Below are 22,753 nucleotides of genomic sequence, written 5' to 3' on the forward strand. Positions count from 1 at the left end.
ACCCCGCTACTCTGGCGCCAACAGTGGGCCGATGAAGCGGGCGATCTCCGCCATGACGCGCTCCGGCTGCTGCAGATGGGGACTGTGCCCGCAATCGGGAATCAGGCGCGTCTCGCAATAGCCGGCGACCTTGCCGGCGATGATGCCAACCTGCAGCTCAGTGCCATATTCGTCGTCCTCGCCCTGGATGGCCTGTACGGGAACCTCGATCCGCGGCAGCCGCGCATCGGCGTCCATGGGCTCGAAACCCGGCGTCAGCCAGGCGTCGCTCCACAGGCGAAACGCACCCTCGACATTGTCGCCGTGATATCGCGCGAGGCGGGTTCGCAAATCGCCGGTCGCGAAGGCCGATCGCGCTTTCGCGATGCTGGCCGAACAGACCGGCTCGTTGACGGCATGGGCGGCGAGGGTGACGGTCGCCCACAAAGGCGCCGGGGCGGTCGCGGCGTAGTTCAGCGCGATGGTTCCGCCATCACTGTGGCCCACGAGAATGCAGTCCGTGATCCCGAGTGCGGCCAGCAGGCGCGGCAGCACCTCGTCCGCCTCGACCTCCATGTAACGCACGCCGGGCGCCACCGGCCAGGGCGAGGACTGGCCGTACCCGGTGCGATCATAAGCCAAGCCCGGAAACCCGGTGTGACGGCACAACCGCTCCGGGAAATCGCGCCACATCTCGATGCAACCCAGCCCTTCGTGCAGAAAGACAAGGGTCGGACGTGACGAGCTGCCGTCCCGGCTGATCCAGCGAGCGCGGATCCGACGGTCCGGCAGATCGACAAAAAGGTCCGCCATGGCCCTCTACTTGGCCGTCAGCACCATGACCATCTGGCGGCCTTCCAGCTTGGGAAACTGCTCGATCTTCCCCAGGTCTGATGTGTCGTCGCGCACGCGTTCCAGCACCTTCATGCCGAGGTCCTGGTGCGCCATTTCGCGGCCGCGGAAGCGCAGGGTGACCTTCACCTTGTCGCCTTCGCCAAGGAACTCCCGCATCTGGCGCATCTTGACGTCGTAGTCGTGGTCATCGATGCCGGGACGCAGCTTGATTTCCTTGACCTCGATAACCTTCTGCTTCTTTCGGGCCTCGTTGGCCTTCTTCTGCATCTCGTACTTGAACTTGCCGAAGTCCCCGATCTTGCAAACCGGCGGATCGGCATTGGGCGAGATCTCGATCAGGTCCAGGCCGGCTTCGACCGCCATTTCCAGGGCTTCACGGGTGTCGAGCACCCCCAGCATCTCGCCGGTCTCGCTGATCAAACGGACATTGTAGGCCCGGATCTCGCGGTTCACGCGCGGACCCTCGCGGGTGGGCGCGGACTGTTGCATCGGTCTTGCTATCGTCGCTCTCCTTCGTTGACACCCCGGCAGTCACGCTACCGGCGGCTGGGATGCGAGTGGGGCCGACCGGACCCCGCCCGCTGCTACGCAGTACACGCCCTAACGTGGTGGGCGTGCTTCCTCAGACAATCTATGAACGGCCTCGTCCAGCGCAAGGGATTCCTGCTTTTCCGACCCCAAACGACGGATCGCGACCGTACGGCCCTCGACATCGCGCTTGCCGACGGCGATGAGAATGGGCGTCTTGGCCAGCGAGTGCTCGCGGACCTTGTAGTTGATCTTCTCGTTGCGCCGGTCGAACTCGACCCGCAAGCCGGCCGCCGTCAGTGCCGCAACCACCTCATGGGCATAGGAGTCGGCGTCGCTGACGATCGTGCATACCACCGCTTGCGTCGGCGCCATCCAAAGCGGGAAGCGACCCACGTAATGTTCGATCAGGATGCCGATGAAGCGTTCGAACGAGCCGAAGATGGCGCGGTGCAGCATGACCGGCGTTTTGCGCGCGCTATCCTCGGCGACGTAGTGGGCGCCGAGCCGGCCGGGGACCACAAAATCGACCTGGAACGTGCCGCACTGCCAGTCGCGGCCGATGGCATCTCGCAGCACGAACTCCAGTTTGGGGCCATAGAAAGCGCCCTCGCCGGGATTGAGCTGGTAGTCGAGGCCGGCAGCCAGTGACGCCTCCTTCAGGGCATTCTCCGCCTGATCCCAGACCTCGTCGCTGCCAGCGCGCACGGGCGGCCGATCCGAGAACTTCACGAAGAAGTCGTCGAAGCCCATGTCGCGGTAGACGCGGCGCAGCAGCTCGCAGAACTTGACGCCCTCGTCCTTGATCTGCGCCTCGGTGCAGAAGACGTGGGCATCATCCTGCGTGAAATTGCGCACGCGCATGATGCCGTGCAGGGCGCCGGACGGCTCGAAGCGGTGGCAGGAACCGAACTCGGCCAACCGCAGCGGCAGGTCGCGATAGCTCTTGAGGCCCTGGTTGAAGATCTGCACGTGACATGGGCAGTTCATCGGCTTCAGCGCGAAGATGCGCTGGCCCTGGTTGTCCATGAACGCGCGCAGGCCTTCTTCATTTTCCGAGAGATACATGTTCTCGCGGAACTTCTCCCAGTGACCCGAGGCTTCCCACAGGCGCCGGTCGACGAGCTGAGGCGTCTTGACCTCCTGGTATCCATCCTCGTCGAGGCGATGGCGCAGGTAATCCTCCAGCACGCGCCACAGGGCCCAGCCCTTGGGGTGCCAGAACACCATGCCGGCGGCTTCTTCCTGCTGGTGGAAGAGGCCCATCTCCTTGCCGATCTTGCGGTGATCGCGCCGTTCGGCTTCCTCGAGCTGCGTGAGGTAGGCGTCGAGCTGCTTGCGGTCGAAGAATACCGTGCCATAGACGCGCTGCAGCTGGGCGTTCTTGGCATCGCCGCGCCAGTAGGCGCCCGACACTTTCATCAGCTTGAACGCCTTGCCCAGCTTGCCCGTCGACGGCAGGTGCGGACCGCGGCACATGTCCAGCCATGTGCCCTGGCGGTAGACCGTGATCTCCTCGTCGGCCGGCAATTCGTCTGACCATTCGGCCTTGAACGTCTCGCCGTGCTCCAGGAAGTATGTCTTCAGCTGGGCGCGGTCCCAGACCTCGCGCTCGATCGGCAGGTCGCGGTCGACGATCTCCGCCATCCGCTTCTCGATCTTCTCGAAATCCTCGGGCGTGAACGGTTCGGCGCGTGCGAAGTCATAGTAGAACCCGCTTTCCGTCGCCGGGCCGAACGTGATCTGTGTGCCGGGATAGAGTTCCTGGACGGCCTGCGCCAGCACGTGGGCCGCATCGTGGCGCAGCAGCTCGAGGCCTTCCGGGTCCTTGGCCGTGACGATGGCGACCTTGGCGTCGCTGTCGACGGGACGCGCCAGATCGCGCAATTCGCCATTCACCTTGATGGCCAGTGCTGCCTTGGCCAGGCCGGCACCAATGGCCGCGGCGATGGCGGCGCCCGTCACGGGATGGTCGAACGATCGGACGCTGCCGTCCGGGAGAGAAATGTTGATCATGGATGGAAACTCAGGATCGGGAACCAACCGCACGGGCCACGCAGGGCCTCATGCCGCAGCATCCATCGGTTGTGGCCGCTGCTGGGAAATCCAGGGCCGGGAGGCCCTCCCACGCAGGAGAAAGCGCCCGGCCGCCTCAAGTTCGGTCGGTAAGCGTTCGAATATCCGCCATGAAGGCGTTCTGAAACGCGGGGCGCGAAATCATGGCAGAGAGGTACTTTCGGGGTGGCGGCCTGTCAAGGGCACGCAAGCCGGGGTTCGCCGCGTTCGGCCGGGCCGCCGCGGTTGCCTGCAAAATGCTGGCGGCGCGCCGGTGCCATTTACCGTGGGGTCGCGGACGGGGCAGCCAGTTCGGCGTAAAGCGCCAGCGTGCGCTGGCACATGGTCTCGACTGAAAAGAGCGTGCGCACATGTCGTTGCGCGCGGTGCGACAAGGCGGCCCGATCGTCAGCGGTCATTTTGAGCGCCTGATCGAGGGCTTGGGCGAGTTCGGTCGGTGCGCCGGCGGGCACCACCCATCCGGTCTCGCCGGGGATGATGCCTTCGGAGGCGCCGCTGCCGGCATCGCAGACCGTCGGACGGCTCATGGCCTGTGCCTCGATCAGGGTGCGGCTGAAGCCCTGGCCCTTGCCGCCAACGACGACAACGTCCGACAGCATGTAGGCGGCGGGCATGTCATCGCAGAAAGCGGCGATGCCGACGATGCCGCCCAGGTCGCGCGCCTTGATATGGCGACCGAGAGCCTTCTCGAAGGCAGTGGGAGTCGGTTGCGCGCCCAGCAGGAGGCAATAGATGTCGCGTCGGCCCAGGGCTCGAATAGCGTCGACCAGGCGCATCTGGCCGCGATCGCTATCCAGGCGGGCCGGGAACAGGATGATCCGGCGATCATCGGGTAGGCGCCATTGGGTCGCCAGCCGGATCACCCGCTCGGCGCGGACCGTCGCGGGATTGAAGCGGTCGACGTTGATGCCGCCACGAATCGTGAGGATGCGGCCGCGCGGTGGCTGATGGGCCTTGAGGGTATCGGCGACAAAGTCGGATACCGCGATCACGGCGTCGGCCTGCGCCTGGGCTGCTTCCATGCGGCGTGTGGCCCAGCGTTCGCTACGGTCCGGCCAGTGCGCACTCGCCACGAACTTGATCCGCCGTGCGCGGGCCAGCCGGCGCGCGCTCCAGGCGGCAGCACGCGAGCGGGAATGCACGATCTCCACGCCCAACGCCGCAACAGCCTGCCGCAGCCGGCGCACATTGCCCAGCGCATGCAGAAGCGTTTCCCGCTCCGGCGGCAGCGCGACATGCGTCACCTTCAGGCGGAGCAATTCCCCCAGCATTGGGCCGGGTGGTGACGCGATGGCCGCTCGTCCGCCTGCAGCGATCAGCGCCGCCGCGGTATCCAGGGCGGCGCGGGCGATGCCGCCGCCGGCCAGGGCCGGTACGATCTGCAATACGGTGGGAAGTCGGCTCGCGCCCGTCACAGGCGAAATGCTAGCGTCGGTCATTCGTCATGCTGGCGCCAGCGCGCCGAAACCATAGGGAACTGTTCTGGATGTCCGCTGATCCTGCACGTCCGCTTACCTTATCACGACCCGACGGCGCTACAATTGCGTACCATCAGGTACAGGGTCGCAGTCCGACAGTTGTGTTCTGCGGCGGATTTCGATCGGACATGACAGGCACCAAGGCGATGGCGCTCGACGCCTGGGCGCGGCGTACGGGACAGGCGTTCGTGCGCTTCGACTATTTTGCCCATGGTCAATCATCGGGCGCCTTTCGTGATGGAACCGTCGGCCGCTGGCTCGACGACTCGCTGGCCGTCGTCGACACCTTGACGCAGGGGCCATTGGTGCTGGTCGGCTCCAGCATGGGCGGCTGGTTGTCGCTGCTGGTCGCGCGCCATAGACCGGCGCGCGTTGCAGGGTGGATCGGCATTGCCGCGGCGCCGGATTTCACGGAAGACCTGATGCTGGCACAGCTGGGGCCGCAGGCACGCGAAAAGTTGCAGCGCGAGGGCGAGCTGCGGCGTCCCAGCCGATATTCGGACGAGCCTGACATCCTCACGTGGCGACTGATCGAGGAGGGACGCCATCACCTGGTATTGCGCACGCCGTTGCGCATTGACGGGCCGGTACACCTCTTTCATGGCCTGAAGGACCCGGACGTCCCCTGGGACATGTCGCAGCGCCTGCTGCACCACATCGAGGCTCCGGATGTCGCGGCCACGTTCACCAAGGACGGCGATCATCGACTGTCGACCCCTGCCGACATCGATCGGCTGCTGACGGTGGTGTCGTCGATGTGCCGGTGATTAGCCGCCACCGGCATGAATGGCGCGCAGGCCTTCGCGGTAGGTTGGATAGGCCAGCGTGACGCCAAGATCGCGCTTGATCCGGTCGTTCTTCATGCGACGGCTTTCAGCGTAGAACGACCGCGCCATCGGCGGCAGGCTGGCTTCGATGTCGGCGTAGTCGACCGGCGGCGGCGGCAGCAGACCCAGCAAGGTGTAGGCGAATGCCACGACGTCGGCCTGGGCTGACGGTTCGTCATCGGCGACATTGTAGATCGCGCTGGCGTCGGGTTGGCGCATCGATGCCAGGACCGTCGTGGCGATGTCCTCGATATGGATGCGCGAGAACACTTGGCCGGGCCGCGCGATGCGCCGCGCGGTCCCGGCGCGCACCTGGTCGAGCGCGGAGCGACCCGGACCATAGATGCCGGGCAGCCGGAAGATGAAGGTCGGCACACGCAGGCGTTCGCCCAGGGCCTGCCATTGCTGTTCGGCGGCCACGCGACGTCGGGCCCGGTCGCTGATCGGCGCCACCGGCGTCGTCTCGTCGATCCAGGCACCGCCGTGATCGCCATAGACTCCTGTTGTGCTCAGATATCCGATCCAGCGCAGTCCCGATGCATGACGCGCCACGTCGTCGGCATGGGCCAGCGCCGCCGGATCGCCTTCGGCGTCGGGCGGTATCGAGCACAGCAGATGGGTGATGCCGGCAAGAGCCTGGGCCGGTGCATCAAGTGGCCCATCGGAAGCGAAGCGCACGATCTCGTGGCCGGCATCGCGAAGCGCACGCAATTTGTCGACGGTGCGCACCGTGCCGATCACCGTGTATCGGGATTTTCGGGCTTCGTGGGCGAGTTGCGCCGCCGTGTCGCCGAAACCGAAAATGAAGAGGCGGCTCGCATCCATCCGAACTCTCCCTCGCCTTGTCGCAGCGTGCGTTCGTCGCTTGCACTGCTTCGAGCGCTGGCGCAAGTGTAGCCGCATGAGACGTTTTCTGCTGGTCACGACCGCCGTGTGCGGCACCATCGCTGCACCGTGGGCCGACAGCGTGGCGCAGGCGCCACACACCGACCCGGCACGCCGCTATGCGGATTGCATGGCGCTGGCGCGCAGCGAACCCAAACGCGGCATCGAAACGGCACGGGCATGGGAAAGTGCCGGTGGCGGTGCCGGCGCCCGGCATTGCCGCGCCATCGCGCTCTTCGAACTGGGTGACCACGTCGAAGCCGGCAAGCAGCTCGAGACGCTGGCCCGCGAAATGACCGGCCAGAGCAACGCGCTGAGGGCCGAGATCTTCGCCCAGGCCGGCCAGGCCTACCAGGCGGCGCGCCTGGGCGAACAGGCGCTGTCAGTGCAGAACGCGGCGATATTGCTGAACTCGCAGAATGCCGAGATCTGGATCGACCGCAGCATCACCTATGCCGCGGTGGGCGCTTATCGTGAAGCGGTATCGGATCTCACGCATGCCTTGGCGCTGGCGCCCGGGCGCAGCGATGCACTGATCTTGCGGGCCGCCGCCCGCCGCCAGCTCGGCGATTTCAAGGCCGCCATTGCCGACTCGGACGCCGCGTTGCGCGGTGATCCCACGGCCGCCGAAGCCATGTTGGAGCGTGGTCTGGCGCGTCGCGCGCTGGGCGACAAGGCCGGCAGCGATGCCGACCTGCGCAAGGCGCTGACCTTGCTGCCGGCGGCCAGCGAACAGGCGGCCCGGGCACGTGCAGCGCTTGCCGCGCCGGCCGGGGCGCCGCCGCCGGCGTCCCCGCCGACACCGCGCAAGCCGGCGCGCTAAGCGACGACGTCAGATCGGGGCGATCAGGTCGTAGCGTCCGCCGGCGCGATAGCGATCCAGGTACATGGGCAGGATCGCCTCTGCCGTGTGGGGGGCAATGCCCAGGTCGGCAAGGCTCGGCCGGCCTGCGGTCGCGATGTTGTCGCGGATCATCAGGTCGACTTGGTCACGCGTGATCGGCGGCACCGGCAGGAACTCGGCGAAGAAAGCTGCGAATTTCACCGGCCAGACCGGCACCGACATCAGGCGTCGCTGGCGGTGGGTGATCCGCAGCGTCAGTTCGACCAGTTCCCGGTAGGTATAAATGCGCGGCCCGCCCAGTTCGTAAACGCCGAAGGCCGACGCCTTGTCGAGCAGCGTGCGCGCCGCGGCCTCGGCGACATCGCCGACATAGACAGGCTGGAATTTCGCCTGGCCATCGCCAAAGACCGGCATGAACGGTGCCAGCCGGGCTGCGGTCGCCAGGCGATTGAAGAACTTGTCCTCCGGGCCGAACACCACGCTGGGGCGCAGGATGGTCACGCTGGGGAAAGCCCGGTTCATTTCGTGCTCGGCCTGTGCCTTGGATTCGACAAAGGCGTTGCCCGAGCGCGGCTGCTGCGCGCCCAGGCCGGACATGTGGATCAGCCGGCGGACGCCCGCTTTGGTCGATGCCTCGGCGATGTGGCGCGCGCCGTCGGCGTGCACCGCCGTGTAGCGCTGGCGGCCGCGCTGGTAGGGGATTCCGACGGCGTTGACCACGGCGTCGCTGCCGGCGACGGCAGCAGCGACGGACGACGGAAAGCGCAGGTTGGCCTGGACCGCGACGACCTGTCCGACGTCGCCGGCGATCCGCGTGAAATCGGCCAGTTCGGGGCGGCGCACCGCGACGCGAACGCGCACGCCGCGCGATGCCAGTGCCCGCACGATGTAGCGTCCAAGGAAGCCTGTGCCGCCGAAGACCGTGACCTGCCTGATGTCCATGGGACCGTCTATCCTTGCCCCGAGTGTTCTGGCCGCAGGCCGTATAGTACAGGCAGGCCTATTGGGGAAAGAGGAAGTCCCGTACCAGAAATGCGCCGGCTGTTGTTGACATCGCGATGACTGGGCATTAGGTGTCCGCCCGTTCGCTCGCCGGACGGGTGTGCCCTGGTGGCGGAATTGGTAGACGCGCTAGATTCAGGTTCTAGTGCCTTAACGGGCGTGGAAGTTCGAGTCTTCTCCAGGGCACCATTCGGCGCGCCGTCCTTCGGGACGGCGCTTCGCTTTGCGGGCATGTACGCACCGGAGCACTATGGCCATCCACCTTCACAAGGGCGACCTGCCCGAAGGCCTGGACCTCGGTCCGGTCGTGGCGATCGATACCGAGACGATGGGCCTCAACCCCCATCGCGACCGGCTGTGTCTGGCCCAGCTGTCAGCCGGCGATGGCGACGCACACCTGGTCCAGTTCGCCAAGGGCCAGTACGATGCGCCGCGGCTGAAAGCGCTGCTGGCCGATCCGGCGCGACTGAAGCTGTTCCACTACGCCCGCTTCGATGTCGCCGTGATGCGCCACTATCTGGGCGTCGTCACCGAACCGATCTACTGCACCAAGATCGCGGCCCGCCTGGTGCGCACATATACCGACAGGTTCGGGCTCAAGGATCTGGCCCGCGAACTGATCGGCGTCGAGCTTTCCAAGCAGCAGCAATCGTCGGACTGGGGCGCCGAGACTCTCAGCGAGGAGCAACTGGCCTACGCGGCGTCCGACGTGCTTCACCTGCACAAGCTGAAGGCCAAGCTCGACGTTCTGCTCGATCGCGAGGGACGTCGTGAGCTGGCCGAAGCGGCCTTTCGGTTCGTCCCCTATCGCGCGGCGCTCGATCTCGAAGGGTGGCCGGATGTCGATATATTCTCACATTGAGTGCTGATATAAACATCTGTCAGTAGACAATGTTGTCCCATCAGCGGCGTTTTGGCGCGCTTTTTGCTTTGCGATAGCGCGCGGGGGCCGCGTACACTTCAGCAGCCATGAAAAGTGCACCGCGCGTGACCCCGGCCGACCGCTCTCCGCCCGGCAATGACCATGCCGCCGACGCCACCAGCGCCCGGCGCGTGCTGGCGACCGAGATTGCCGGTTTGCAGGCGCTGCAGGCGGCGCTGGGCGACGATTTCGGGCGGGCGCTGGATATTCTTGAAAGCGGCGACCGTGTCATCGTGTCGGGCATGGGCAAGAGCGGCCATGTCGGACGCAAGATCGCCGCCACCCTGGCCTCGACCGGCACGCCGGCCTATTTCGTCCATCCGGCCGAGGCTTCGCACGGCGATCTGGGCATGATCGCCTCCAGTGACGTCGTGCTGGCGCTGTCGAATTCCGGCGAGACCTCGGAACTGTCCGGGCTGCTTTGGTACGCAAAACGCTTCGGAATCAGGCTGGTGGCCATCACCAGCGGCGCGGAAAGCAATCTGGCGCAAGCGGCTGATGTGGCGCTGGTGCTACCCGGCGTGCCCGAGGCCTGTCCGATGGGGCTGGCCCCGACCACGTCGACCACCATGACGCTGGCGTTGGGCGATGCCATCGCCATCGCCCTGCTGGAGCGCAAGGGCTTCACGCCGGCACGGTTCGGCGATTTTCACCCGGGCGGCCGCCTGGGCCAGCGCCTGGTCAAGGTCGCCGACCTGATGCATGTCGGCAAGGAAGTGCCCGCCGTGTCCCCCGATACGTCCATGGCCGAGGCATTGATCGAGATGAGCGCCCGCAGCTTCGGCTGTGTTGCGGTGATCGATCCCGACCGCCGACTGCTGGGCATCATCACGGACGGTGACTTGCGGCGCCACATGAATGCCGGACTTTTGAGCCAGACAGCCAGCGAGATCATGACGGCCCGGCCCAAGACTATCGCGGCCGAGGCGTTGGCGGCGGAGGCTGTGCGGATCATGAACGCGACCGGCAAGGGTATTACCAGCCTGTTCGTCGTCGGCGACGATGATCGGCTTGTCGGCCTCGTGCATGTGCACGACTGCCTGCGCGCCGGCGTTGCGTGAGCGAGGGCACGGCGATGGCCTCCGCCCCTGACCTGCCGGAACGCGACCGCGATGCGCCTTCGCGCGATCGCTCGCGCCTGGATCAGTTCATCGGGCTGAAGCGCGACAGCAGCGAGCCGTGGATCTCACGGTACGCCGACCACATCCGGCTTCTGCTGCCGCTGATCGCGCTGGTCGTCGTCCTGGCCGGTGTCGTGGTGCCGATGTTCGGCGAGAGCACGGGGGTCGTGGTTCGCGATATGCCGGTCAACAACGACCGCGGGCAATACATGCGCATGGACCGACCGCACTTCGCCGGCAGCGACGACAAGCATCGGCCCTATACCGTGACCGCCGACTACGCGATCCAGAAGACCCGGGAAGAGAAGATTTTCGATCTTTTCCAGCCCAAGGCCGATCTGCTCGATGACAAGCAGCGCTGGATCGCCGCCACCGCCGATACGGGTAAATACGATCAGCGGCTGCGCATGCTCGACCTGTCCGGCAACGTGACCTTGTTCCAGGACAAGGGCTACACCGTGACGACGGAACGGGCCCGCATCGACCTCGACGCCGCTGCCGCCTATGGCGATCGGCCGGTACGCGGCCATGGGCCTGATGGCCAGATCGAAGCCGAAGGCTTCCACGCCAGCGAGCGCGGCGATCGCATCGTGTTCACCGGCCGCTCCCTGTTGATCCTGCGCGGTCACGATGACTCGACCGATGACGATGCTCCGGCAAGCGATCCCAACGCGCCGCCGGTGGTCGCACCGGGGCCAGGGGGTTGATGTGAAACACGTGGCGCGATGGCTGTGGGTTGCGGTCGCTCTTGCCGCGGTGCCGGCGCTGGCCCAGAAGCCGGCGAAACCGGGCGCCGACGACAAGGGCGGCGACAAGAATCAAACCCAGATCTCGGCTGATCAGGGCATCGAATGGGACAAGAATTCCCACGTGTACATTGCGCGCGGCAACGCGCGGGTCACGCGCGGGGATCGCACGATTTCTGCTGATCGCATCACGGCCCATCATCGCGGCGAAGGCACGTCGCGCAGCGACATCTATCGGGTCGATGCCGAAGGGTCGGTGCGGATCGCCGACGGCGACAACGTCATGACGGGCGATCGTGGCGTCTACGACAACGACAACAAGGTGGCGCGCCTGACCGGCCGCAACCTGTCGATGACCAGCCCGGACTCCAAGCTGACGGCGCGCGACAGTTTTGAGTATTGGGATGAAAAGCGCATGGCGGTGGCGCGCGGCAACGTGGTTGTCGTCCGCGGCAGCGAGGAGATGCGGGCCGATCAGGCAGTCGCCTATTTCGAGCCGAAGGACGGCAGTCAGCCCGATCCCAAGAGCCGCGGCGGCAAGCAGCGGATCGCGCGGATCGAGGCCTTTGGCCGCGTCTACATCGCGTCGTGCCAAGGTTATGCCCATGCCGACAAGGGGCTCTACGATCCCAACACGGGAACGGCGGTGCTGACGGGCAACGTGCGCCTGACGCGCGGCCGGGAGCAGGTGAACGGCGACACCATCGAGATGAATACCCGGACGGGGTATACGCGGATCATTTCAGGCGGCGGGGGCGGTCGGGTCCAGGCCACGATCGAGCCCAACAAGGATGCCGCGACGCCCGACACCAAACCGACCGATCGTCCGGGTGCCCCACCGTGCGATGACAAGACGGCGTCCTCCCCCGAGGGGAAGCCGAAGCAGCAGCGCTGAACAGTGAACCGGTGGAACGCGTCTGATGTCGATCCGTAGCAGAGGCAGGAAGCCCAGTGCGCCGTCGCCGGCATCCAGTCAGCGCCCGGGGCCGCGGCTGGTGTCGACGGACAGTGGCCTGCAGGCGCATGGGCTGAGCAAGACCTATAACAACCGGCCTGTCGTGCGCGATGTCTCGATCACGCTGCAGCGTGGCGAAGCTGTCGGCCTGCTCGGTCCCAACGGTGCCGGCAAGACGACTACTTTTTATATGGTTTGCGGGCTGGTGCAGGCCGATGAAGGGCGCGTCACGCTCGACGGTCGCGATATCACCCGGCTACCGATGTTCCGGCGCGCCCGGCTGGGCATCGGCTATCTGCCGCAAGAGGCATCCGTCTTTCGCACCATGAGCGTGGCGGACAATCTGCGGGCCGTTGTTGAACTTGTCGAACCCAATCGCCGCACGCGCGAGGACGCCGTCGATGCGCTGCTCGAGGAATTCAACATCGCCCACCTGCGCAGTGCGCCGGCAATGGCGTTGTCCGGTGGCGAGCGGCGCCGCGTCGAGATAGCCCGCGCGCTGGCGTCGCGGCCGCATTTCATTCTGCTCGACGAACCGCTGGCCGGCGTCGATCCGATCGCCGTCGAAGAAATCCGTGAAATGGTGTCGCAGCTGCGCGATCGCGGCATCGGCGTGCTGATCACCGACCACAAGGTCCGTGAAACCCTCGATATCATCGATCGCGGCTACATCATGCATGCCGGTCAGGTGCTGATCGAAGGTCGTCCCGCCGAGATCGTTGCCAATGAAGAGGTGCAGCGGGTCTATCTCGGCCGGCGGTTCACCCTCTGATGGCAGGTCCCCGGGCGATGACGCTGGCGCCGCGCCTGCAGCTGGGTCAGCGTCAGGCACTGGTGATGACCCCCCAGTTGCAGCAGGCCATCAAGCTCTTGCAACTTTCGCAGCTGGAACTGGCGGGCTACGTCGAGCGCGAGCTTGAGAGCAATCCACTGCTGGTCGAGTCGCCGCGTGAGGATGATGGCGCCGCTGCCGGCGAAACGCCGATCGACAAGGCAGCACCAGCAGGCGGCGATACCGCTGATACGCTGGCCGGCGGCTCTGCCGCGCTGGGCGAAGCCGACGAGCGGTGGGCGGGTGAGTATGTCGACCGCGGTGGCGATGGTTCGTCGGCCAAGGGTGGCGGTACCGGCGCTCTCGGCGAGGATGCACCGGATGCCATGGCGCGGATTGCCGAAGGCGACGCCTCGCTCCAGCGTCATGTGCTGGCGCAGATCTCGGCCGAGATTCTCGACCCGGTCGACCGCATGGTCGCCGTCCGTCTTGTCGAGTGGCTGGAGCCCAGCGGCTACCTGGCGTCCGAGAGCGGCGATGTCGGCGCCGCACTCGGCGTCGAGGCGTCGCGCGTCGAGACTGTCCTGTCGCGCCTGCGGCAGTTCGATCCGCCGGGCCTGTTCAGTCGCACGCTGGCCGAGTGTCTGGCCGCGCAGCTGGCTGATCGCAACCGGCTTGATCCGGCGATGCAGGCGCTGCTGGACAATCTCGACCTGCTGGCGCGCCGCGACCTGAACGGCCTGCTGCGCCGGTGCGGTGTCGATGCCGAGGATCTCGCAGGCATGATTGCCGAGATCCGTGCGCTCGATCCCAAGCCTGGCTTGCGCTTCAACCACGAGCCGGTGCGCACGGTGATCCCCGACGTGCATCTGCGCCGCGTGCGGCACGCCGAACTGGGCGAGATCTGGGAAGTCGAGTTGAACACCGATGCGCTGCCGCGGGTGCTGGCGGATCGGCGCTACTACGCCACCTTGAGCCGCGATGCCCGGACCAAGGAAACCCGCGAGTTCGTCGCCGAGCGCTGGCAGACGGCGAACTGGCTGGTGAAGGCCCTGGATCAGCGCGCCACGACGATCCTGAAGGTTGCGCGCGAAATCGCCCAGCAGCAGGAAGGCTTCTTCCGACATGGCGTCACGGCGCTGCGGCCGTTGGTGCTGCGCGACGTGGCGATTGCGACGGGCCTCCACGAGAGCACGGTCAGCCGCGTCACCTCCAACAAGTTCATCGCGACGCCGCGTGGCCTGTTCGAGCTGAAGTACTTCTTCACCAGTTCCGTGTCGGCCGCCAGCGGCGCGCCGGCGGTGTCGGCGGAAGCGGTGCGTTCGCGCATGCGGCGCATGATCGATGCCGAACGCCCGGAAGCGACCCTGTCCGACGACAGGCTGGTCGAGCTGTTGCGCGATGAAGGCATCGAGATCGCGCGGCGGACGGTCGCCAAGTACCGCGAGGCCATGCGCATTCCCTCGTCGGTCCAGCGCCGGCGGGAAAAGTCGCTGTCGGGGATGGGCATGGCGATCCAGGTTGCGGCGTTGTGAGCGTTTGCTGTACATAGCCGCGCTCAAGATGCGTTCAGTCGGTAATTTTATACGTAAAATCAGATAGTTGGGGGTTGCTTGACTCGCCTGAAACCGATCCATATGGTGATTTCATTCAGCGCCCTGGCTGGCCTTGGCAGTGGGACGCAGACATGGCGATGAACCTCACGGTCAGTGGCAAGCAGATCGACATCGGCGACGCGTTGCGTGGTCATGTTCAGCGCTCGCTCGATGCGGCCGTGGCCAAGTACTTCGACGGTGCCCTCGACGGGACGGTAACGTTCTCACGACATGCGCACGAAATCCGCTCCGACATTTCCGTTCATGTCGGACGCAATATCATGATCCAAAGCCACGCGACGGCCAGCGATCCCTACGTTGCCTTCGAGGCGGCGTGTGATCATGCCGCCAAGCGGCTGCGGCGGCACAAACGGCGGCTGCGCGATCACAACGTGCGGCCGGTGCGGGAGATCGAGGCCACGCTGGCGCGCCAGTCCGTCATCGCGATCGAGGCCGAAGAGCCGGAAGAAACGTCCGGTCATGACCCACTGGTCATTGCCGAAATGCAGACGAACGTGCAGACACTGACCGTCGGTGAGGCCGTAATGCGGCTCGATCTGGGACAACTGCCAGCCCTGATGTTTCGCAATCGCGCTAACGGCTTGTTCAACATGGTGTATCGCCGACCGGACGGCAACATCGGGTGGGTCGACCCCCAGAACGGCCCAGCCTCGGGCGCGTCATCCTGACCGCGACCGGCCGAAGCATAACTCGAATAAGGCATGCCACGATGGAACTTGCGGACATCCTCGCGCCGGACGCCGTGATCGCCGACATGCGGGCAAGCAGCAAGAAACAGGCGTTGATCGAAACGGCGCAACGGGCCGCGCACGTCACCGGCTTGCATGAGCGCACGATCTTCGATGTCCTGCTGGAGCGCGAAAGACTGGGTTCGACCGGACTGGGCGGCGGCATCGCCATTCCGCACGGCAAGCTTGCCGGCCTGGATCGCCTTCATGGTGTGTTCGCCAGGCTGGCCACGCCGATCGATTTCGAAGCCATCGATGCGCGTCCGGTCGACCTGATGTTCGTCCTGCTGGCGCCGGAAAGTGCCGGCGCCGACCATCTCAAGGCGCTGTCACGCGTCTCGCGCGCGCTGCGCGATCGGGTGCTGGTCGAAAAGTTGAGAGCGACGGACCGCGCCGATGCGCTCTATGCCCTGCTGGTAGAGCCGCTGCGCTCGCCGCGCGCGGCCTAGCGAAAACCTCGACACAACGACGGCGCGTCGGAGGCCGACGCGCCGTCGCCGTTTTCTATCCGCACGCTGTCCGTCAGTGGACGAGCGCGGGCTCCAGTTCATTCTGTCGCACCAGGGCTTGGGCGGTCTCGATATCCGGGGCGCCGGCCAGCGGGCGGCCATCGGCAGCGAACACGCCGATGGCATTCTTGCCGTCGGGCAGCGTCACGGCCTTGATGTAGGCGAACTGCTCGAGGCCGAGGACAGCGAACTCGGCCGCCGACAGTGTCTTGAGGGGAGAAGCTGCTTCAAGCATGGGGTCCTCCTTCATGACGAACCCGTTGGGCCTTTCAGCCCGTGACGTCGATGGTCTTACCGCGCGACGTCTTCGCGGAGCCCGATGCGGCGGTGTCGATCCGGATGGTCTTCACTTTCGGTTCGATGGTCGGCCGCGCCAGATCGATGGCCAGCAGGCCATTCTCCAGCTTGGCGCCGGTCACTTCGATGCCGTCCGCCAGCATGAAGGTGCGATGAAACTGGCGACCCGCGATACCGCGGTGCAGATAGACCCGCTCCGGATCGTCCTGCTGCTTGCCACGGACCGACAGCTGGTTCTCGACCACTTCGATGGTCAGATCAGCCTCAGTGAAACCCGCAACTGCCAAGGTGATACGCAACCCGGCATCGCCAATCTTTTCAATATTGTACGGTGGATAGCCGTCACTGCCGCTCTTCGTCAGCCGGTCGAGCGACCGTTCGAGTTGTTCAAAGCCGAGCAGGAACGGCGAACTGAACATCGATACCCTGTTCACAAAACCCTCCTCTGCCGAGCGAGCGGTCGGCGGCGACCCCGAAGGCATCGCCACCTGGACAGCATGTGGGCCCGGCTGAGCGGGCGTTCAAGGGTGATTTCCGGCTGATGCCGTGTGCTTGCCTTGCGTTGCCGCGATCTGTATAAACCGGCCTCCTTTCGGGCGGCCTGGCGTAAAGGGCATGCCATGGCGGTCCCGAAGACATCCCGGCGAAATCGTCGCCGATAGCGCCCCATAGGGCGCTAAATTCTTGAAAAGAGGATGAAATGCCCAAAATGAAGACCAAGAGCGGAGCCAAGAAGCGGTTCCGGCTCACGGCGTCGGGTAAGGTCAAGATCCCGGTCGCCGGCAAGCGTCACGGCATGAGCAAGCGCGGCAACCGCTTCCTGCGCCAGGCCACCGGCACGGTGATCGCGGCCGAGGGCGATGCGCGCAAGATCAAGCAGTACTTCCTGCCGAACGCGTGACGGAGAGCTGAACCATGGCCCGCGTCAAACGGGGCGTCACCAGCCACGCCCGCCACAAGAAGGTCCTCAAGCTCGCCAAGGGCTACCGGGGCCGCGCCCACAACACCTATCGCACGGCGCTGGAGAAGGTCGAAAAGGGCCTCCAGTACGCCTACCGCGACCGGCGCACCAAGAAGCGCAATTTCCGGGCGCTCTGGATCCAGCGCATCAATGCCGCCGTGCGCGAGCACGGCATGACCTACTCCGCGTTCGTGAACGGCATCGCCAAGGCCGGCATCGAAATCGACCGCAAGGTGATGGCCGATCTGGCGGTGCGCGAACCGGCAGCGTTTAGGGCCTTGGTCGATCAAGCCCAGGCCGCCCTGAAGTAAACGGCCGCCCGGCGTCACCGCCGGCGGACGCAAGAAGAGAAAAGGGAAGCCGCGGGCGACCGGGCTTCCCTTTTGTGCGTTCAGCACCTTCCTCTGCGGGGAAGGCAAAACATGAGCGAGACGATGGACGATCTGTCGACGATCCGGTCCGAGACGCTGGCGGCAGTCGCCGCGGCCACCGACGCGCGCGCGCTCGATGCGGCACGGGTGGCGGCGCTGGGCAAGAACGGCCGCGTCACCGGGTTGATGAAAACCCTGGGCGCCTTGCCGCCGGACGAGCGCAAGGCGTTCGGCCAGACGGTCAACACCCTGAAGGACGAGATCGCCGCCGCGCTCGATGCGCGCAAGGCCGATATCGATCGCGCCTCGTTGGCGGCCCGTCTGGAAGCAGAGCGTCTGGATGTCAGCCTGCCGGTGCGGCCCGAGCGCATGGGCACGCTGCACCCGATCGGCCAGACCATCGACGAGATCTGTGCTGTCTTCGGCGAGATGGGCTTCGTCTGGGCCGAGGGTCCCGACATCGAGGACGATTGGCACAACTTCGAAGCGCTGAATTTCCCGCCCGACCATCCGGCGCGGCAGATGCAGGACACGTTCTTCCTGCCGCCGCGGGCCGACGGCATGCCGATGGTGCTGCGCACCCACACCTCGCCGGTGCAGGCACGCACCATGCTCGACAAGCGCGTCCAGAAGATGCTGGCCGACGGCGGCTCGCTGCGCGTGATCGTGCCCGGCCGCACCTTCCGCACCGACAGCGACCAGACCCACACGCCGATGTTCCACCAGGTCGAAGGCCTGGTGATCGACCGCACGACGCACATGGGCCACCTCAAGGGCTGTCTCACCGACTTCTGTCGCGCCTTCTTCGAGGTCGACGACGTGCCGGTGCGGTTCCGTCCTTCCTACTTCCCCTTCACCGAGCCGTCGGCCGAGGTCGATATCGGCTGTTCGTGGAAGGGCGGCGAACTGCGGATCGGCGCCGGCGACAGCTGGCTCGAGATCCTCGGCAGCGGCATGGTGCATCCCAACGTGCTGCGCCATTGCGGCCTGGATCCCGAAATCTACCAGGGCTTCGCCTTCGGCATGGGCATCGAGCGCGTGGCGATGCTGAAGTACGGCGTCCCGGATCTGCGCACGTTCTTCGACTCCGATCTGCGCTGGCTGCGCCATTACGGTTTCTCGGCGCTCGACGTCCCGAGCCTCACGGGAGGGCTCAGCCGATGAAGTTCACGCTTTCCTGGCTCAAGGAGCACCTCGACACCACCGCGTCGGTGGCCGAGATCCAGCGTACACTCACCATGCTCGGTCTCGAAGTCGAGTCGGTCGAGGACCGTGCCGCCAAGCTCGAGGGTTTCATCACCGCCCACGTGCTGGAGGCCGTGCAGCACCCCAACGCCGACAAGCTGCGGGTGTGCAAGGTCGACACCGGCAGCGGCATCGTGCAGGTCGTGTGCGGCGCGCCCAACGCGCGCACCGGCATGAAGGGCGTGTTCGCGCCGTCGGGCGCGCACATTCCCGGCACGGGTCTCGACCTGAAGCCGAGCAAGATCCGCGGCGTCGACAGCAACGGCATGCTGTGCTCGGAGCGCGAGCTGGAACTGTCGGAGGATCACGCCGGCATCATCGACCTGCCGGCCGATACGCCGATCGGTTTGCCGGCGGCACGCGTGCTGGGCATCGACGATCCGGTGATCGAGATCAAGGTGACGCCCAACCGCGCCGATGCGCTGGGCGTGCTGGGCATCGCGCGTGATCTTGAGGCGGCCGGTCTTGGCCGGCGCAAGCAGCCGGATGTCGCCAAGGTGCCGGGCACCTACAAGAGCCCCGTCCGCTGGACGCATGGCTATGACGTGAAGCCGGGTGTGTCGTGCCCGATCGTCGTTGGCCGCCATTTCCGCAACGTCAAGAACGGCCCCAGCCCGGCGTGGCTGCAGCAGCGGCTGCGTGCCATCGGCTTGCGGCCGATCTCGGCGCTGGTCGACATCACCAACCTGGTGACGTTCGATCTCAACCGGCCCCTGCATGTCTTCGACGCCGACAAGATCGCGGGCGATCTCGTGATGCGCCAGGCGACGCCGGGCGAAACGGTCCTGGCGTTGGACGGCCGCACCTACACGCTCGACGAGACGATGGCGGTGATCGCCGACAGCAAGGCGGTCCACGGCATCGGCGGCATCATGGGCGGCGAGGACAGCGGGGTGTCGGAAACGACGACCAACGTGTTCCTCGAGGTCGCCTACTTCGATCCGATCGCGGTCTCGGCCGCCGGCCGCAAGCTCGCCATCCAGTCCGACGCACGCTATCGCTTCGAGCGCGGCGTCGATCCGGAGTCGGTGTGGTGGGGTGCCGAAGTCGCGGCGCGGCTGATCCTCGAATTGTGCGGTGGCGAGACCAGCGAGCTGGTGTCCAGCGGCATCATGCCGGCGTGGCAGCGCAGCTACAGCCTGCGCCCCGAGCGCGCCCGGACGCTGGGCGGCGCCGACGTGCCGGCCGCAGCCCAGCTCGACATCCTGCGCAAGCTCGGCTTCGGGCCGTCGGGCGAGGGGCCGTGGTCGGTGGCCGTGCCGTCGTGGCGCCCCGATGTCGTCGGCGAGGCCGACCTGGTCGAGGAAGTCGTGCGCGTGCACGGCTACGACAATGTGCCGGCCGTCTCCATGCCGCGCGAGACCGCGACATCGCGGCCCGTGCGTACGCCCGAGCAGCGCCGTGTCCCCACGGCGCGCCGGGCGCTCGCCGTGCGTGGCCTGACCGAGGCCGTGACGTCGTCGTTCACGCACTCGGTGCTGGCTGATCTGTTCGGCGGTGTCGGCGATGACCTGAAGGTGCTCAACCCGATCGCGTCGGAGCTCGACGTGATGCGGCCCTCGATCCTGCCCAACCTGCTGCAGGCCTGCGGTCGCAACGAGGCGCGCGGGCTGAAGGATCCGGCGTTGTTCGAGGTCGGCCCGCAGTACAAGGACGCGACACCCACCGGCCAGCGTTCGATTGCAGCCGGCGTGCGCTACGGCAAGGGCCAGCCGCGCGCCTGGACAGGTCCAGAACGGCCGGTCGACGCTTTCGATGCCAAGGCCGACGCGCTGGCCGTGCTGGCGGCCATCGGCGCGCCGACGGACAATCTCGTGGCGCAGCCCAAGGCGCCGGCCTGGTACCATCCCGGACGGTCCGGCGCGCTGGTGCTGGGCGACCGGCCGCTGGCATATTTCGGCGAGGTGCATCCCGATGTGCTGGCGAAGCTCGACCTGCGCGGTCCGGCCGCGGCGTTCGAGGTGTTCCTCGATGCCGCGCCGCCGGCCAAGGCACGTCCCAGCAAGGCCCGCCCGGCGCTGAAGCTGTCGCCGTTCCAGCCGCTGGAGCGCGACTTCGCCTTCATCGTCGACGGCACGATCCCGGCCGATACGCTGGTGCGCGCCGCCCGCGGTGCCGATCGCGCCATGATCACGGCGGCGCAGGTGTTCGACGTCTATGCCGGCAAGGGCGTGCCCGACGGCAAGAAGTCGGTGGCCCTGTCGGTGACCATCCAGCCGGCCGAGAAGACGCTGACCGACGAGGAGATCGAGGCGATCTCGCAGAAGGTCGTGGCCCAGGTCGCCAAGCAAGCCGGTGGCGTGCTGCGCGGGTGACCTGGAGCGCGGGCGTCCCGCCCGCATCGCCCGGAGCGTAAGCGGAGGGTGAAGCCGCCGTGGTCGGCGCTCGCGCCGATGCGGGCCAGAGGCCCGCGCTCCCAGGCGCTACGCTCGGCATGACGGGCTGATCACCCGCGGACGATCAATCCCTGTGGCGATGCCATCATGCCCGTCATGTCGCGGGCACTCGACAGGATGCGCCACGACAGCATCTTCTGCGCATAGGCGAGCATCGTCGGCGCGGCGGCGGGGTCGCGTGACAGATCGTTGAGGCAATACGGATCGGCCGCCAGATCGAAGAAGAGCGGCGGCAGCGCGGCGAAGTGCACGTACTTGTAGGCCGCGTCGCGGATCACGGCGAGCGAGCAGGCGTCCATCGGCAAGCCGAGACCCTCCTCGGCATCGTGGGGCCCCGTGCCGCGGAAATCGAATTCCCAGTGGACCTCGCGGCGCCAATCCGCGACGTCATCGCCCTGCACCAGCGCCAGCAGCGATCGGCCATCGCATTGGCGTGGCACCGCAAGGTCGAGCCATTCGAGAATTGTCGGCATGACGTCGACCGCCTCGGTGAAGCGCTCGAGCGTGCGGCCGCGCCCCCGGTCGGCCGCCGGGCGCGGATCGCGCACGATCAGGGGCACATGGAAGGCTTCGTCGAAATAGCCCTGTTTGCCCAGCATCCAGTGATCGCCCAGCATCTCGCCGTGGTCGGACGTCACGACGATCAGGGTGTCGTCGTAGAGGCCCCACGCCTTCAGCTGGTTGATCAGGCGGCCGACCTGGTCGTCGACTTCCGTGACCATGCCGTAGTAGGTGGCGCGCAATTGCGCGAGGTCGGCCGCGCTGAGATCGCTGACCAGTCCGTCGCCGGTGACGAAGTAGCTCGATTGCCGCTGGGTGCGCAGGTAATGCGCCAGCAGCGCGTGTTGTTGCGCCGCCGCGGCACGGCTGGGCGCACGGCGCAGCGGCGGCATCGCGGCCGGATCGTAGAGATCGTGATAGGGCTTGGGGGCGATGAACGGCGGATGCGGACAGATATAGGCCGCATGCACGAACCAGGGCTGATCGCGGCGTACCGCGATGTAGTCGAGCACATTGTCGGTCAGGAAGGCCGTGATGCTGTGCTCGGCGGCAAAGCGCGCCGGCGCCCAGGTCGGGCCGCGGCCCGAGGAGTCCGGTTCCGGCCGATAGACCTCGTCCATATCGACGGGGAAGTCGTAGCCCTTGGCATGCAGATGGGCGACCCAGGACAGCGGCTCGGCCGACAGGTACAGCTGGGTGGTGAAGCCCGGCAGCACCGACTCGTACGTCGTGAGTGCCGGGTCGCGGGGATCCCTGTCGGTCGGGTCGACGGTCGTGTCGGTATAGCCGAACAAAGCCGGATCGTAGCCCAGCCGGCGGCTTTCCAGCGCCAGGTTGGTGAAGCGGCGCGACAGCGGCGTCCCGTTGCGCATGACCCCGTTGTTGTGCTGGTACGTGCCCGTCAACAGGGCGGCGCGCGAGGGACCGCAGGGCGCGGCCTGCACGAAATGCCGGGTGCACAGCACGCCGTCGGCGGCCAGCCGGTCGAGATGGGGAGTCCGGAGAACCGGGTTGCCGGCCGCCCCCAGCGCGTCGGCGCGCCACTGGTCGATGACGATGAACAGGACGTTTCGCCGCACGGTCATGACCACACCGTCCCCCGGATGACGAAGACCAGCGATCCGGCGCCTTGAAGCCGG

General features: G+C 66.5%; 23 protein-coding genes and 1 tRNA gene. 15 read left to right on the plus strand and 9 right to left on the minus strand.

The features are described from left to right. Positions 1 to 6: 6 nt before the first annotated feature. From FQU96_RS01590 to FQU96_RS01605, 4 genes are all read right to left on the minus strand, one after another. The gene (locus tag FQU96_RS01590) at positions 7 to 792 is read right to left on the minus strand and encodes an alpha/beta fold hydrolase (protein ID WP_146539087.1); all 786 of its coding nucleotides are present in this window, start codon (positions 790 to 792) and stop codon (positions 7 to 9) included. 6 nt (positions 793 to 798) lie between these two features. Further along, entirely contained in the window at positions 799 to 1,323 is a 525-nt protein-coding gene (gene infC / locus FQU96_RS01595) for a translation initiation factor IF-3 (protein WP_146539088.1), read from the minus strand. 111 nt (positions 1,324 to 1,434) lie between these two features. Next, on the minus strand, positions 1,435 to 3,378 hold the full coding sequence (thrS, locus tag FQU96_RS01600; RefSeq protein ID WP_146539089.1) for a threonine--tRNA ligase: 1,944 nt from the start codon (positions 3,376 to 3,378) through the stop codon (positions 1,435 to 1,437). 320 nt (positions 3,379 to 3,698) lie between these two features. Then, on the minus strand, positions 3,699 to 4,877 hold the full coding sequence (locus FQU96_RS01605; protein ID WP_146539090.1) for a glycosyltransferase: 1,179 nt from the start codon (positions 4,875 to 4,877) through the stop codon (positions 3,699 to 3,701). 47 nt (positions 4,878 to 4,924) lie between these two features. Here FQU96_RS01605 and FQU96_RS01610 point away from each other — a divergent pair, with 47 nt between their 5' ends. Next, positions 4,925 to 5,683: a carboxylesterase gene (locus tag FQU96_RS01610; protein WP_146539091.1), complete on the plus strand. Its 759-nt coding sequence runs from the start codon at positions 4,925 to 4,927 to the stop codon at positions 5,681 to 5,683. On the opposite strand, the gene FQU96_RS01615 is transcribed toward FQU96_RS01610, so the two are convergent. Then, positions 5,684 to 6,568, minus strand: a complete 885-nt coding sequence (locus FQU96_RS01615; protein WP_146539092.1) for an SDR family oxidoreductase — start codon at positions 6,566 to 6,568, stop codon at positions 5,684 to 5,686. A 76-nt stretch (positions 6,569 to 6,644) separates the two neighbouring features. On the opposite strand from FQU96_RS01615, the gene FQU96_RS01620 reads away from it, so the two are divergent. After that, on the plus strand, positions 6,645 to 7,451 hold the full coding sequence (locus FQU96_RS01620) for a tetratricopeptide repeat protein (protein WP_178130246.1): 807 nt from the start codon (positions 6,645 to 6,647) through the stop codon (positions 7,449 to 7,451). A 9-nt stretch (positions 7,452 to 7,460) separates the two neighbouring features. Here the strand turns inward: FQU96_RS01620 and FQU96_RS01625 are convergent, their stop codons facing one another. Then, positions 7,461 to 8,414, minus strand: coding sequence for a complex I NDUFA9 subunit family protein (locus tag FQU96_RS01625; protein ID WP_146539094.1), 954 nt, complete (start codon positions 8,412 to 8,414; stop codon positions 7,461 to 7,463). A 162-nt stretch (positions 8,415 to 8,576) separates the two neighbouring features. Here FQU96_RS01625 and FQU96_RS01630 point away from each other — a divergent pair. The 9 genes from FQU96_RS01630 (at position 8,577) to ptsN (ending at position 15,783) form a co-directional block, all read left to right on the plus strand. After that, positions 8,577 to 8,663 (plus strand) — tRNA-Leu (locus FQU96_RS01630). A gap of 61 nt (positions 8,664 to 8,724) precedes the next feature. After that, entirely contained in the window at positions 8,725 to 9,336 is a 612-nt protein-coding gene (locus FQU96_RS01635) for a ribonuclease D (protein ID WP_146539095.1), read from the plus strand. 107 nt (positions 9,337 to 9,443) lie between these two features. Next, positions 9,444 to 10,457 carry an SIS domain-containing protein gene (locus tag FQU96_RS01640; protein WP_146539096.1) on the plus strand — a complete coding sequence of 338 codons (1,014 nt, stop codon included), beginning with the start codon at positions 9,444 to 9,446 and terminating at the stop codon, positions 10,455 to 10,457. A gap of 14 nt (positions 10,458 to 10,471) precedes the next feature. Next, complete coding sequence (gene lptC, locus FQU96_RS01645; RefSeq protein ID WP_146539097.1) at positions 10,472 to 11,224, plus strand: LPS export ABC transporter periplasmic protein LptC; 753 nt, start codon at positions 10,472 to 10,474, stop codon at positions 11,222 to 11,224. A 10-nt stretch (positions 11,225 to 11,234) separates the two neighbouring features. After that, on the plus strand, positions 11,235 to 12,158 hold the full coding sequence (locus FQU96_RS01650) for an LptA/OstA family protein (protein ID WP_178130247.1): 924 nt from the start codon (positions 11,235 to 11,237) through the stop codon (positions 12,156 to 12,158). A gap of 25 nt (positions 12,159 to 12,183) precedes the next feature. Then, positions 12,184 to 12,990 (plus strand): LPS export ABC transporter ATP-binding protein, encoded by an 807-nt coding sequence (gene lptB, locus FQU96_RS01655; RefSeq protein ID WP_146539099.1) that lies wholly within the window; start codon positions 12,184 to 12,186, stop codon positions 12,988 to 12,990. After that, positions 12,990 to 14,525 carry an RNA polymerase factor sigma-54 gene (gene rpoN / locus FQU96_RS01660; RefSeq protein ID WP_255467779.1) on the plus strand — a complete coding sequence of 512 codons (1,536 nt, stop codon included), beginning with the start codon at positions 12,990 to 12,992 and terminating at the stop codon, positions 14,523 to 14,525. The genes lptB and rpoN overlap by 1 nt, the downstream gene beginning before the upstream one ends. A 152-nt stretch (positions 14,526 to 14,677) precedes the next feature. Next, the gene (gene hpf / locus FQU96_RS01665) at positions 14,678 to 15,274 is read left to right on the plus strand and encodes a ribosome hibernation-promoting factor, HPF/YfiA family (RefSeq protein WP_218574572.1); all 597 of its coding nucleotides are present in this window, start codon (positions 14,678 to 14,680) and stop codon (positions 15,272 to 15,274) included. Positions 15,275 to 15,315: 41 nt separating this feature from the next. Beyond that, positions 15,316 to 15,783 (plus strand): PTS IIA-like nitrogen regulatory protein PtsN, encoded by a 468-nt coding sequence (ptsN, locus tag FQU96_RS01670; RefSeq protein ID WP_146539100.1) that lies wholly within the window; start codon positions 15,316 to 15,318, stop codon positions 15,781 to 15,783. A gap of 73 nt (positions 15,784 to 15,856) precedes the next feature. On the opposite strand, the gene FQU96_RS01675 is transcribed toward ptsN, so the two are convergent. Together FQU96_RS01675 and FQU96_RS01680 are read right to left on the minus strand one after the other, a co-directional pair. Continuing rightward, a complete protein-coding gene (locus FQU96_RS01675; protein ID WP_146539101.1) occupies positions 15,857 to 16,078 on the minus strand; it encodes a DUF1150 family protein in 222 nt (73 codons plus the stop codon). Positions 16,079 to 16,112: 34 nt separating this feature from the next. Continuing rightward, positions 16,113 to 16,574 carry an Hsp20 family protein gene (locus tag FQU96_RS01680; protein WP_370461344.1) on the minus strand — a complete coding sequence of 154 codons (462 nt, stop codon included), beginning with the start codon at positions 16,572 to 16,574 and terminating at the stop codon, positions 16,113 to 16,115. A gap of 266 nt (positions 16,575 to 16,840) precedes the next feature. On the opposite strand from FQU96_RS01680, the gene rpmI reads away from it, so the two are divergent. The 4 genes from rpmI to pheT all read left to right on the plus strand — a co-directional run bounded on the left by rpmI (position 16,841) and on the right by pheT (position 21,032). After that, the gene (rpmI, locus tag FQU96_RS01685) at positions 16,841 to 17,041 is read left to right on the plus strand and encodes a 50S ribosomal protein L35 (RefSeq protein WP_146539102.1); all 201 of its coding nucleotides are present in this window, start codon (positions 16,841 to 16,843) and stop codon (positions 17,039 to 17,041) included. Between the two features lie 14 nt (positions 17,042 to 17,055). Continuing rightward, entirely contained in the window at positions 17,056 to 17,412 is a 357-nt protein-coding gene (gene rplT, locus FQU96_RS01690; protein WP_146539103.1) for a 50S ribosomal protein L20, read from the plus strand. A 123-nt stretch (positions 17,413 to 17,535) separates the two neighbouring features. Continuing rightward, positions 17,536 to 18,636, plus strand: coding sequence for a phenylalanine--tRNA ligase subunit alpha (pheS, locus tag FQU96_RS01695; RefSeq protein WP_146539926.1), 1,101 nt, complete (start codon positions 17,536 to 17,538; stop codon positions 18,634 to 18,636). Next, on the plus strand, positions 18,633 to 21,032 hold the full coding sequence (gene pheT / locus FQU96_RS01700) for a phenylalanine--tRNA ligase subunit beta (RefSeq protein ID WP_146539104.1): 2,400 nt from the start codon (positions 18,633 to 18,635) through the stop codon (positions 21,030 to 21,032). Before pheS ends, pheT begins: the two co-directional genes overlap by 4 nt. Before the next feature lie 131 nt (positions 21,033 to 21,163). Here the strand turns inward: pheT and FQU96_RS01705 are convergent, their stop codons facing one another. Further along, positions 21,164 to 22,699 (minus strand): alkaline phosphatase family protein, encoded by a 1,536-nt coding sequence (locus tag FQU96_RS01705; RefSeq protein ID WP_146539105.1) that lies wholly within the window; start codon positions 22,697 to 22,699, stop codon positions 21,164 to 21,166. Positions 22,700 to 22,753 lie beyond the last annotated feature (54 nt).

Source organism: Reyranella sp. CPCC 100927 (assembly GCF_007859315.1).
Lineage (GTDB): Bacteria > Pseudomonadota > Alphaproteobacteria > Reyranellales > Reyranellaceae > Vineibacter.